13 protein-coding genes are annotated in these 11,553 nt (G+C 42.8%); 7 read left to right on the top strand and 6 right to left on the bottom strand.

Annotated elements, in window-relative coordinates:
- Nucleotides 1–106 precede the first annotated feature (106 nt).
- From CIK87_RS07890 to CIK87_RS07860, 7 genes are all read left to right on the top strand, one after another.
- A complete protein-coding gene (locus tag CIK87_RS07890) occupies nucleotides 107–673 on the top strand; it encodes a leucine-rich repeat domain-containing protein (RefSeq protein WP_094386743.1) in 567 nt (188 codons plus the stop codon).
- 313 nt (nucleotides 674–986) lie between these two features.
- Complete coding sequence (locus CIK87_RS07885; protein WP_094386742.1) at nucleotides 987–1,958, top strand: helix-turn-helix domain-containing protein; 972 nt, start codon at nucleotides 987–989, stop codon at nucleotides 1,956–1,958.
- Nucleotides 1,959–2,133: 175 nt separating this feature from the next.
- A complete protein-coding gene (locus CIK87_RS07880; RefSeq protein ID WP_094386741.1) occupies nucleotides 2,134–3,279 on the top strand; it encodes a site-specific integrase in 1,146 nt (381 codons plus the stop codon).
- A gap of 272 nt (nucleotides 3,280–3,551) precedes the next feature.
- Nucleotides 3,552–4,400 (top strand): hypothetical protein, encoded by an 849-nt coding sequence (locus CIK87_RS07875; RefSeq protein WP_094386740.1) that lies wholly within the window; start codon nucleotides 3,552–3,554, stop codon nucleotides 4,398–4,400.
- A gap of 375 nt (nucleotides 4,401–4,775) precedes the next feature.
- The gene (locus CIK87_RS07870; RefSeq protein ID WP_094386739.1) at nucleotides 4,776–5,162 is read left to right on the top strand and encodes a helix-turn-helix domain-containing protein; all 387 of its coding nucleotides are present in this window, start codon (nucleotides 4,776–4,778) and stop codon (nucleotides 5,160–5,162) included.
- An 11-nt stretch (nucleotides 5,163–5,173) separates the two neighbouring features.
- Complete coding sequence (locus CIK87_RS07865; protein ID WP_094386738.1) at nucleotides 5,174–5,650, top strand: hypothetical protein; 477 nt, start codon at nucleotides 5,174–5,176, stop codon at nucleotides 5,648–5,650.
- Nucleotides 5,571–6,254 (top strand): hypothetical protein, encoded by a 684-nt coding sequence (locus CIK87_RS07860; RefSeq protein WP_254046532.1) that lies wholly within the window; start codon nucleotides 5,571–5,573, stop codon nucleotides 6,252–6,254. The genes CIK87_RS07865 and CIK87_RS07860 overlap by 80 nt, the downstream gene beginning before the upstream one ends.
- A 732-nt stretch (nucleotides 6,255–6,986) precedes the next feature.
- Here CIK87_RS07860 and CIK87_RS07850 read toward each other — a convergent pair.
- The 6 genes from CIK87_RS07850 to CIK87_RS07825 form a co-directional block, all read right to left on the bottom strand.
- A complete protein-coding gene (locus CIK87_RS07850) occupies nucleotides 6,987–7,220 on the bottom strand; it encodes a DUF6140 family protein (protein ID WP_094386736.1) in 234 nt (77 codons plus the stop codon).
- A gap of 260 nt (nucleotides 7,221–7,480) precedes the next feature.
- On the bottom strand, nucleotides 7,481–7,795 hold the full coding sequence (locus CIK87_RS07845) for a hypothetical protein (RefSeq protein WP_094386735.1): 315 nt from the start codon (nucleotides 7,793–7,795) through the stop codon (nucleotides 7,481–7,483).
- A gap of 12 nt (nucleotides 7,796–7,807) precedes the next feature.
- Nucleotides 7,808–8,266 (bottom strand): hypothetical protein, encoded by a 459-nt coding sequence (locus tag CIK87_RS07840; protein WP_144007738.1) that lies wholly within the window; start codon nucleotides 8,264–8,266, stop codon nucleotides 7,808–7,810.
- Between the two features lie 6 nt (nucleotides 8,267–8,272).
- Nucleotides 8,273–9,562, bottom strand: a complete 1,290-nt coding sequence (locus CIK87_RS07835; RefSeq protein WP_094386733.1) for a hypothetical protein — start codon at nucleotides 9,560–9,562, stop codon at nucleotides 8,273–8,275.
- 7 nt (nucleotides 9,563–9,569) lie between these two features.
- On the bottom strand, nucleotides 9,570–10,595 hold the full coding sequence (locus tag CIK87_RS07830) for a DUF6557 family protein (RefSeq protein ID WP_094386732.1): 1,026 nt from the start codon (nucleotides 10,593–10,595) through the stop codon (nucleotides 9,570–9,572).
- Between the two features lies 1 nt (nucleotide 10,596).
- Nucleotides 10,597–11,115 carry a hypothetical protein gene (locus tag CIK87_RS07825; protein ID WP_254046531.1) on the bottom strand — a complete coding sequence of 173 codons (519 nt, stop codon included), beginning with the start codon at nucleotides 11,113–11,115 and terminating at the stop codon, nucleotides 10,597–10,599.
- Between the last annotated feature and the right edge of the window lie 438 nt (nucleotides 11,116–11,553).

Below are 11,553 nucleotides of genomic sequence, written 5' to 3'. Positions count from 1 at the left end.
GCATCGTGGGGTAAGGGGATGGTGGCTACATATTGATGTTGTGCTGTTGCTTTTTACTGAAAGCTGCTACTAACGACTCATAAATCTACCCTTAATCGTGTATTGGATGATAGTTGCGGATTTTAGGGAAGGTACGAAGGTGATTTGCGACAGGGCGTTTTCCTGGTGCACATCGCTGGCCAGCATCAACATACCGGACAGCGTGACAAGCATCAATATACCGGAAAGCGTTATCAAAATGGAAGGGAATCCATTTGCAGGTTGGAAGGGTTCTTTGAGTATTGAATCGAAATCATTCATATATGACAACAATGTCTTGTTCAATGCTGACAAGACTATTATTATCGCATATAGAGCTGATGATGAATTATATAACATCCCAGACAGCGTGACGAGCATTGGAGACTGGGCGTTTAACCGATGCAAATCTCTGACCTGCATCAACATACCAGACAGCGTGACAAGCATTGGAAGCTCGGCGTTTGACGGGTGCGAATCACTAACTTGCATCAACATACCAGACAGCGTGACAAGCATCGGAAGCTCGGCGTTTTACGGGTGCAAATCTCTGACCTGCATCTACATCTCAGACAGTGTGACGAGCATTGAAGACTCGGCGTTTTCAATTTCTGTATTTAGAGACTCCGAAACTACCATGAACAACAAAAACTAACCAAATCTAAACTAATGAAATACAAATACTTTTAGAATTTAACACTTCAAAGGCTGTTTTTGGTTGCTTCGGAAATTCCCTATAAATTTGCAACGTATTTCTACCGCAGGGAATTTACGAGGCTTTATTTTTGTCACATCGTGAACATAGTTGACAATGGTTTACGACAGGTTACAAGAGTTGACATCTTTTTGAGCTGCTTTTGCGTAAAGCAATATCGTGGAGAAAGTTGACAAAGGTTGTCAATAGTTTACTTGTGATTACTTGCGGATAGGTACAACAAAAGGAATGTTGAACCCATAAATATGCAAGTATGCCAAAGACCAGAAAATGCGCTTACTGTGGCAAGGTCTTCACCACAAACAGCGGAATACAGAAGTATTGTAGTGAAGAATGTGCTGAGAAAGCCAAACAGCAGAAAAAGGCTCGTCAGCGAGACTTCCTCAAAGCCACCGCACCCATCATGGATATTCAGGGCGCAGAATATCTCTCTTTTTCAAAGGCAGCCATCCTCATGGGCTGTTCACGACAGTACATCTACAAACTTGTTGCTGAGAACAAACTGCCGGCATCACGCATCAGTTCGCGAATGTCCTTCATCCGTAGGACCGATATAGAGGCGATGCTTGCTGGCAATCCCTATCATCGTGTATTGATTGGAACACAACAAAAGGGAAACAAGAAGTTTGTCTCTTCCAAGACACAGAACTCCTCTTCTCCCTCTTGTTCAAAATCCACTACCCAAGACGAAGTTCTTGACTATATCTCGGGTGAGGATGTTATGGCTACTTACAAAATTAAGAAGTCATGGCTATACACATCAGCCAAGAGAAACAACATACCTATGTGCAAGATTGCGGGGAAGAACTATTATAGCCGTAAACACATGGATGAACTATTCGGAGTTACTGCCGAGATAGAAGCCCTAACAGAGTGGCTCACGACCGAGGAGGCGGAAACTCTCTACTCCACAACCAAGGAATCATTGCGCACCCAAGCATACCGTCGCCATATTCCCACCAAACGAGAATATGGCAAGACCTATTATTCAAAGAAACATCTTGATGACATCTTCCGTCCTGACTTGAAAGCAAGCGATGCCTATTTCACCACAGCAGATGCAGCCGAGAAATACGGTATGACCAAGAGCAATATCTGCGTTATCATCAAGAAAGAGAAAATAACCAAGATAAAAGTCGGAGTCCAAAACCTCATCGTCAAAGAGGAACTTGAAAAGGTAATGGCCGAGAGGCTGGCTCAATTTGGTTCCTATCGGGTTCAATGACGATGGAAAACAGAAGTTACATCCACGATTTTGAGCAAAATCCAGTTATTCCTCAATTATTCACAAGTTACGATAAGTTTTCATCATCACGGGTGCACCATTCGGTTACTTTGTACCCGAATTGCCGGCAACAGCCATCAGCATTCAGTAAAAAGAAAATCCAAAAAGTATTATTATGAGTAACATCTGCAAGACCGTGACACTCCGCACACGCAAAATCAAAGGCGGTGAACAGCTATCCTTCTATCTCGACTACTATCCCGGCTATAGGGATGAGAGTACGATGAAGGTCATGCGTCATGAATCGCTCGGCATCTACATCTATGCCAAGCCGAAGAACCAACGAGAAAAGGACTACAATGAACGTATGCGTGAGAAAGCGGAAGCCCTTCGCTGTCGTCGCTATGAGTCTATAATAAATGAAAGATATGATTTCTTTGACAAGGAGAAGATGAAGGGCGATTTTCTTGCCTACTTCAAGCAGAAAGCAGACAAGAAGAACTGCAAGTGGCAGCACGTCTATAAGCACTTTGCCCGATTCTGCAACAACAAGTGCCGTTTCGATGAAATCACCGTTGACTTGTGCAACAAGTTCCGCGAGTATCTTTTGAATGCCCCACAAACTATCCACAAAGAGCACAAACTGCACATAAATAGTGTGGCCGGTTATTGGTCAACCTTCCGCGCTGTACTCCATACCGCCTATAGGGAACACAAGATTATGGAGAATCCCAATGGCTTTCTGGAACGCATTGATACTATTCCAACAGAGAAAGAACATTTATCCAAGGATGAACTTATAAGGCTGGCAAACACACCTTGCGAATATCGTGTGTTGAAGACCGCCTTCCTCTTTGCCTGTCTGACGGGACTGAGAAAGAGTGACATCAAGCAGCTTACATGGGAGAACATACAGCCATACAGCGACGGAGGCATGTACGTGACACTCCGTATGCAGAAGACAAAGGAACTGGTGAACAACCCCATCAGTGACGAGGCGCTGGAACTGATTGGTGAGCGTGGAACTGGCATTGTCTTCACAGGTTTCACTGACAAACTTACCCAGACACCCTTGAAGAACTGGCTGAAAGCCGCTGGCATCACCAAGAAGATTTCGTTCCATTGTAGCCGCCATACATTCGGTTCTCTACAAGTGGATGCTGGTACGAGCGTCTATACTGTCCAGCACATGTTGGGTCATAAGAACGTCTCAACCACGCAAATCTATGCGAACATGTCGGACGAGAGCAAACGCGAGTCGGTAAACCGTATCACTCTTAGACCAACGAAGACAGCGCAACTAAAGGTCGTTGGGCAATAACTACCTATATCTGTTCAATATATGTATCATCATTGGGGAGAGGCTTTGCTTCTCCTTTTTTTGTTTCGTACCTTTTCGTTTATTCTTGACTTACAATCCTTATAGTATGAAAAACGCCGTAAAATCATACTCGATAGCCAACTAAAATTAAAAAGAAGCAGATTATTTTGACAATCATCAGCTGTCAGAAACAACCAAAGTAACTTTGCACACCGAAAGAGCCAATCGTAGGCAACAAACAAGAGTAATTACGATAGTAAAAGGTAAAAACAATGAAAAAGACATCAGTTATAAATGGTGAACCGGTATTCCCTACAATAAACTTCAAGACCATGCTATATTTGCTGGTAAGCATAGCGGTATTGTTCATCGCTATCATACCGGCACGAATAATCAGCGGTATATTCTCACAAGATGTGAGCATCTTCTACATTTCCTTCGCAGGCTTTACTGTGTTATTGGAGTTTATGGTATGGTGCTTCCTATGTGTGCCAATGAAAATCTATGAATCCATATTAGCCAACAAAGCGATGGATGAGAAATTAATTGTCGCAGAAGAACAACCCGGATCAAAGTTACCAAATGAGGAAGTCGTTTCTGGGGAGCCGGAAATGCTATTGGCAATGAAAGAAGAAACGAAAGACATCATTACTCCTTCCTCTATGATTGACCTTTACAGGCAGGGTTGTGATGATTTTTACAGGAATCAAACGGCTCATAGGAAAGAGCAGCTTGACAAGATAGTGGAATATCTTCATTATACCATGGCTCCGTTCATCAAACAGGATGACATGGAGACATTCTGTGCTGAAATAATGTCGTTTGCCATCAACCCAGCATACGAGCCTAAGCCGTTTGTCGGGTTAAAAGGTACACTAACCAGTTTTGACGTGCGCCATCTGATATGGAACATCACTTCAAGGTTAGGACTCGGCAGGGGGAAGCCGTACAGCGTTGAACTATGCATCAATTTCATCCGCACCATGTTCCCAGACCTTTGCAAAGACCTTGATAATTCCACCTTGAAGAACCTGAGAGTCACATCAACATCGGACAAAATTCATATAGACTTGCCTGGCAAAGACGGAATATCGTTTCATATATCTCAATCCATAAAGTAGAATCACCTTCTTCTCATCGTTAACAACCAGCCGGATCCGATTTATATTGTCAGATGCGGCTGGTCCTATATTCATGTACCTTTCACAAAACTGGCTATCTTTCCCTGCCAGTATATAGAACTTCGTCTGCCTTCTTAGTCCCACTGCAAAAACAGTCGAATCATACGACAGTTTTTGCAGTGGGTTATTTGTGCTTACTTGCTAATATTATGAAGATACCTGGCGAAATTCTCTGTTGTCATTCAATAATCATCTGATAATCAAACCTTTTCAAGTTATTATAAAGTGATTTGCGAATTACCATAAGTTTCCATCAGCACGGATGCTTCATTCAGTTCCTTTGCACCCGGTCTCTAACCAAAGGCCGTGAAAATTATGGAACAAAATGAATTGACATTCAACGACCTCCCACAGGTCATCGCCCAGCTTCGGAATGAGGTAATGGGTATGAAAAGACTGCTTATCAAACAGCAGGAAGAGAATTGGAAACATCATGTTCGCGAGAGCCGTCACAAGCCCATGACTGTGGAGGAAGCGGCTGAGTACACACGCATTCCTTTAGGGACGCTGTACATGAAGCTCGGTGACGGGACGATACCAGCCACCAAGCCAGGCAAACGTTACGTCCTCTATCAGGACGAACTTGACAAGTGGCTGGAGGCGAACCGAAAGAATGCCGTGCCGCTGACAGTAGACGAAGAGAACGATGCCATTCTCTCTTCGCACAAGCGCAAGCCGAACAAGTCCTGCTGGTATGATTAACAGATAGAGATATGAATTACATTGGTTTGATGAATCAAATGTGGCGTTCTGCCATGAAGTCGCCAATGCCAGCAAGTGAGATTGCCTTGTTTGCCTATCTTGTGAACGAATGCAACAAGCGTTTCTGGCAGATGCCCTTTGCCTGTTCCACTACAAGGATAAGTGATGACCTCCGTGTTTCAAGACAGACGGTCATCACGGCAAGGGAGCATCTTGTCAAGCGCAGACTTATCTCGTTCACCGAAGGCAAATCACGTCATCTACCGTCAACCTATACGCTCACAAATTGGACGGATGACTTGACAGTAGAGTTGACAGATGGCTTGACACATATAAAAGATAAAGACAAAGACAATTTAATAAAAGGCGATTCAAAAAATCTTTCAATCAAAGAAAGGGAAAGGAATAATGAAAACAACACTCAAAATCGACGTAGAGGAATTAAAGAAATCCATGCTACTGCGTCGCCCTATGAAGGCTCGTTTTAGAATACCCATGTCAGAGGATAAGGCTTATGCCTATCTGTTGGCTGCAATTATGGCTGAGGTGGAATATCGACACCGTGTCTTCTGTTCTAACGAAGATATGGAGAAGCAACTTCAGGAGATGGCTCATTGGCTTACCACACCATCATCCCATTTCGGCATCCTGCTGTGCGGTGGATGTGGAAATGGCAAGAGTACAATGCTTAAAGCATTCCAACAATTGCTGAACACACTGCATATTCCCAAACCATACAACGAAGGAACGTATGGAATCCGAATTGTGGATGCAAAGTACATTGCGTACCTCTGCAAGAACAACTATGAGGCATACCGTAAACTCATAAATGTTGATATGCTTGGCATAGATGACCTTGGCACGGAACCATCAGAGGTATTGGACTATGGTAACATCTATACACCTGTCATTGACCTGCTGACAAAGCGTTACGAAGAGCAGCTTTTCACCATTATCACGACCAACCTCACTCCGCAGCAAATCCGAGGGCATTATGGTGACCGTATTGCCGACAGGCTCAATGAGATGGTCAGGAAAATCGTGTTCAACAATTGTACTTATCGTATAGACAAATTTGCGACACGTGGTTAGTTGCATTCCAAATCTTCGGGCATTGGGCTTGCCCATGTTCCAGATTATTCTGGCATCGGGAAGCCTAATACCCCTGCCTTCATTCGAGGCTTGGGAGACTGACCAGATAAAATTGCAAGCAATGGGGTTTATAGTGACTTTGAAATCTCTTCGGGCGGCTGTCATCCTCACGAATGGAAACTGATGGCATGATGCTATGGCAACGACTTTTCTTTACTTCAAACGAGCTTGCTCCGCGTAGCAGAAGGTGACCTTCCAAATCGTGTTAATAACAGTTAACACTAATTAGGCTTAGCGTTTTTTCAAAACACTGTTAGACGCAAGCGTCCCCAAGCGTTAAAAATCGCAGCAGTTTCGTGAGGTTCCAGAAATCCGTTTCCGACACGCCGGAGCTCGCTCCGTTAGCCATTCAACGGTAAAGAGGGGCAGCCTAATACCCCATCCTCGCTTTGCTTGATTGAAGTCTGCCATTCCAAGGCAAGCCGTTATTGTCTGGTTTCTTGGCTTATCTTATTGGATAAGACTACCCAATATGATTGCGTGTTCTTCATACACCCCAATACAAATCAAGGAATAAGTGACCATATGGGTACGTCGTCTGAAGGGATTATGTAAAAACGGGATGCCAGCTTTGCACACCAAATAAAAATGGTCACTGCTTGTAATTTTGCGCAGCAACCATTTCTTGTAAATTTGAACAGAGTCAAATACGTTGTCCTCTGCTTAAAGTCATCACCCAATCTTGTCACAGTCGAAATACGACCGATTCATGTGGTGTGAATCAATCTCAATGCCATACTTGTTCATGAAAAGCTGAGCCAACATCGGCTGCTCGCGAGTAACACCTATTGGCGGTGTCGTGGATGTTGTGCTTGTTTCGATGAACATACCTTTTTCAAGGCGTTGTCTCTTGTTCTTGCAAGCAGCGTTACCGCTGTTCTTGACAACAATTCTCCAGAGTGCCATAATACATTTGTTTTAATGTGAATACTGTGAGACTACAGTGAGTCTCGATACTTTTCTATTGCCTGAATGAGATCGTTTAAATCTTTGACGTTCTCTTCTTTATTATCATGATATACAAAGTTCAAATCAAGTAAGTGACTCAGATAAAATTCTGTAGGTCTTTTTTTGTGTCCAAAACAGGATCATATCATCTTCATCTGTAAATAGTTCCTTATTGTCTTTCATTTCTTTCAGCTTGTATAGTGATACTTCAGAATCTTTTAATCCCATAAATTAAAAAAATGCTTTCGGAACAAATCAAGACCTTGCTCGATTGTCCTTTTTTCATCTTCCGAATATGTATTTGCATACTTCATCAACTCAAAAGCGTCAATCATCTTTTGAATAGCACAGTTCCACTCGCGCATACCTTTGAAGTCGGGACAATAGCCATGTTTCTCTAGTGCCTTAAAAGCCTGTAAGCGTGGAACGATTAACCGAGCCAAAGTATGGTACGTATTCCAAACCTCTTCAATGGGATAGTCGTTCTTGTGGCTCCAGTTCTCGGTAGAGTCCTTATTTCTCAGTTTTGCCATATTCCATTTCTATTATTGTAATAACACAATTGCTCGAAGTTCTTGTTTAGATTGGGGTGCCATACCCCACTTAATCAAAAACTCTCCTGTTATAGACTCAATCCAGTCGCTAAACGGTTGTAGCTCATCCATCCGTAAAGGCTGTTCTTCGGGAAAGAAGAAAAACACTAGAGCATGATTGAATGGTTCAAGATGTGTGGAATTTCTTGTTATTTCGACCATCATCAGATTCATTCTGTTTGCCATTAAGGCATCTACAGAAACATCAAAGGCATGAATTTCTCCACCTTCCTGAAACAGGTCTCTCACATCGTTAACATCGATGCTCGCAAGACCCTTAGGAGCGTTGAGCACATCCATGATGCAGCGTTTAACCTGTCTGTGCTCTTCTTCTATTGTAACTTTTTCGTCAATGAGGGCAAAAACGGGTCTCATGTATTCTGGCCCTATCATGCATTTCTGTTCTTCCATAATCATCTATCCTTTTATTGATTGATACTCTTCTGGGAAGTCTTTCTTTAGCATGGCAAGGAAAGCATACTGATACATCGAACCGACAAAGTGTGCCATGCTTGGCAAAGGTCTCTTGGTTGCCCTGTCAAAGAGTGAACTCCAGATATGATTTAGCTCGTCCTCCCTAAAGCCGTTATCCATTCCCCGATGCAGATAAACATGTTTAAGGCATTCCGCTTCAAGTGGGTTCTGGCCAGACATCAGCTGAACAATCCTTGCTGACTCTTTCCAAGTCATACCTATCCAGCCCGTCATGAACCAGCAGACATCCTCTCTATATAGGAATCCGTATGGGAATCGCCATTTGTCAAATAGCCGTACTACACCGTGCTTCTTCTTATAGTCTTCAATGTTATGGACGTGAATTTCGTAAATCAGCCGTGCACTGTATAGGGCAGTAATGGTAAGCAGGTCTTCCATAGAAGTTATCTTACCGAAAAGTATCTCAGCCATTTCCTTTGCCAACTTGTCACCAAAGAAAGGAATGCTTCTGTCTTCTTCATCAAACAATGTCTGATAACCATTTGAATAATACAGAATGTTTGCACTTCCACGATGATACATGTCTGGACATACCTTGCCAGCCTTGACGATTTCATGTTGAATGCGCTTGATGCGAGTCAGCGTATCTGAGCGGATGACGTTAAATCTGAATATATGTATGTTGTCTGTCGGCTCAACATCACCGTCAATGCAAAGCGTATCTAATCCGTCATCTCCTTCCACTTCATAAACCTTATAATGTTCTGCTACACCATCAGGACAGACAACTATAGAATAGCCTTTCTGCTTCTTCCTATATCCACGAAACGTATTGATTTCTTCTTCACTCTGAATGTTGTCTATGTCTGATGTGCGGGCAACATTGTCATACCCGAATACTTCTGTAGCCTTGAAATATGCCCAGTCATAGGTATCTTCATCAACCTCAATGTCCATCGTCGTATCACTATCTTCATCGCCCCAAAAGTCTATCGGTGTAAGGCTGATACTTCCAAGGCAAATGTTAGTAATTCCAAGTGCATGACAAACATGCGAAGCGGTCATCCATCTGTGGCCTGGTCCGATAAGTGCATCAGGCATAGACGTTAGTTCTTTCACGTATCGGTGCATCGCCAAGAAGTAATCGACCTGCTTCCTATTCTCAATAAAAGTGAGTTCCTGTAACAAGGTAAATGTTCTGACTCCAAGATTGGGAATGCTCTCTTTCCCTTCTATGACGAGCTTTCTTAATTGTTCTATTGCTGTTTCCATATAGTAGTTATTTTACTAATGGGTTATTGGAATTGTATGCAGCATAACTGATGACCACTTGATTACCAAGTGCAGGGTCATAGTCAAGGATGAGGTCGCCATACTTGCGTCCTTCTGCCAACAGATTGCATAAAAGAATCTCGTCTTCCGTCAGAACTTCATGCTCTGTTCCTGTGACAAGACGGACAACGATGCCGTCCATCTTTGGTATCATGTCATACGATGTAAACAACTCGTATAGATACTTTGCGCCACTTTTACCATTAGAGGCATACGACATGATTTCCTCAGTACAGAACAACTCAGAATGGAAAAGCTCACAGAGTTGTTCAACGAGTATATAGTTTCTGACACCTTTCAATGCCGGTATGGCTTGAACTATAAAATCACTGATAACGGACATTCGCTCATAGTAGTGTTCCAAGAACTCTATTCTAAAATGTTTCTTCCGTTTTATTCTGTTCATGGGAGTGCTACCCAAGAACATAGAGTCCTTCGCTTGTTTGATAAGCTCTGCTTTCTTCGACTTGGATAGTTGTCTTATGGTCGGTATGAAGCCACCATGTTCTCGTATTATACTGAAATTCTGTAAAGCTTTTGCTTTATAGTACAAGCTATCGTCCCATCTGTTTAACGTATCTAAGTCCAAATCTTCGGTTCTGAAGCGTTCTTTTACATGTTTTTCAACGAATCCATAGAAAGATGTATGCCACAAGCAACAAGCAGCCAGTTCTTCTTTGGTTGCTTTTACGTCTAGTGCTACTATCAACTCTTTGGTAAGCGAGTGCTCCCACAAGTCACCCTCCATCGGATAAGCGTTAAGATGCAGTCCGCTACCGTCCTCCCAGTCTTCCATGGTTATGTGACACACCTTGTCATTGGCATCCTCATGGAAAACTGGTTGTAACAGACGCAGCATGTCAATATGGATTTTGTACCAGCCAAGACTTTGCCTCATGTCTGGGTACATCCTGACAATATGAGGAGCCACATCCTCATACCGTACGCAGTCTAAAAGTTCCTTGAATGTCATATCAAACCTTTTTGTTGATTTCTATGTTAATCTCAGTCTCAAACTTCTGTACATATATGAAGTCAGTGATAGCGAAGTTCATGTGGTCAAAGAGGTTGTGAAATGCACTGATTAGGTGCAAGTCTTTCGTCAGTTCTCTATCAAGCCCCTCATTCCAATTAGGCGGTGGGCAGTCCATACCGATAAAAGTGTCAAAGTCCTCATTGATGTCCCTTGGCAGGGTTAGCGTTGGCAGCGTAACACCATCATCATATAATGGGTTCCAACCTCTGTCACAGATTGCGCCCCAAAGTTCTTCGCGTTCTTCACCTTGCAAGGGGTGAAGTTCTGGATAGTCATAGGAGAGGAAGCATTTAGCTGTAACCTCCATATCATCCCCCCAGGCGTTTTCTTTGATGCTGCCCCAGATACTATAAGCCCTGTCGTACATATCCTTCAGTGCGTCTCTCAGAGCATCGTTAAAGGCGATGATGTCTGGTAGAATATCCTCTTGGTGAGCCAGCACTCTCTTATTTATCATGCTCTTACGCAAGGATAACAGGCAGTCGCAATCGGAATAATCGTGCCGATTGTCGTTGTATTTCCATAGAATCTCTCTCTCGATGAGTTCAATGTCGTAATCATGTAAGTCAACCATATTACTACTTCTTTTCAAATTACACTGCAAAATAAACAAAGACCTCCGCCAACTGGTGGCAGAGGTCTTTGGGATTTATCCCAAATCGGTCATTAGAAAAAGTTTCTTGTCATTTTCTAATGACCGCCATTAGAAAAACAGCTTTGTATATGCTTGATTTATAAATATTTACTAACTTTACCACGAAAAAAAGGATATACTCCGATGCGAAACTGTGACATAAAGTTTGTAAATAAGGAAATAACACCTTTTGGTGGTCTTTCCCTGTTCTTCAAAATGCTTGAGAAATGCCATTTTGAAGAGCATGTTATGCAAAGTGGT

Source organism: Prevotella sp. P5-64 (assembly GCF_002251285.1).
In the GTDB taxonomy this organism is placed as follows: Bacteria; Bacteroidota; Bacteroidia; order Bacteroidales; family Bacteroidaceae; genus Prevotella.
This window is presented reverse-complemented; position numbering and strand designations above follow the sequence as displayed.

What these genes read in the sequence shown, in the direction of transcription:
- CIK87_RS07860 (WP_254046532.1), top strand. Translation starts at nt 5,571, where the DNA reads ATGAAAACAACACTCAAAATCGACGTAGAGGAATTAAAGAAATCCATG.
- CIK87_RS07880 (WP_094386741.1), top strand. Translation starts at nt 2,134, where the DNA reads ATGAGTAACATCTGCAAGACCGTGACACTCCGCACACGCAAAATCAAA.
- CIK87_RS07845 (WP_094386735.1), bottom strand. Translation starts at nt 7,795, where the DNA reads ATGGCAAAACTGAGAAATAAGGACTCTACCGAGAACTGGAGCCACAAG.
- CIK87_RS07850 (WP_094386736.1), bottom strand. Translation starts at nt 7,220, where the DNA reads ATGGCACTCTGGAGAATTGTTGTCAAGAACAGCGGTAACGCTGCTTGC.
- CIK87_RS07840 (WP_144007738.1), bottom strand. Translation starts at nt 8,266, where the DNA reads ATGGAAGAACAGAAATGCATGATAGGGCCAGAATACATGAGACCCGTT.
- CIK87_RS07825 (WP_254046531.1), bottom strand. Translation starts at nt 11,115, where the DNA reads ATGATAAATAAGAGAGTGCTGGCTCACCAAGAGGATATTCTACCAGAC.
- CIK87_RS07870 (WP_094386739.1), top strand. Translation starts at nt 4,776, where the DNA reads ATGGAACAAAATGAATTGACATTCAACGACCTCCCACAGGTCATCGCC.
- CIK87_RS07865 (WP_094386738.1), top strand. Translation starts at nt 5,174, where the DNA reads ATGAATTACATTGGTTTGATGAATCAAATGTGGCGTTCTGCCATGAAG.
- CIK87_RS07835 (WP_094386733.1), bottom strand. Translation starts at nt 9,562, where the DNA reads ATGGAAACAGCAATAGAACAATTAAGAAAGCTCGTCATAGAAGGGAAA.
- CIK87_RS07885 (WP_094386742.1), top strand. Translation starts at nt 987, where the DNA reads ATGCCAAAGACCAGAAAATGCGCTTACTGTGGCAAGGTCTTCACCACA.
- CIK87_RS07890 (WP_094386743.1), top strand. Translation starts at nt 107, where the DNA reads ATGATAGTTGCGGATTTTAGGGAAGGTACGAAGGTGATTTGCGACAGG.
- CIK87_RS07830 (WP_094386732.1), bottom strand. Translation starts at nt 10,595, where the DNA reads ATGACATTCAAGGAACTTTTAGACTGCGTACGGTATGAGGATGTGGCT.
- CIK87_RS07875 (WP_094386740.1), top strand. Translation starts at nt 3,552, where the DNA reads ATGAAAAAGACATCAGTTATAAATGGTGAACCGGTATTCCCTACAATA.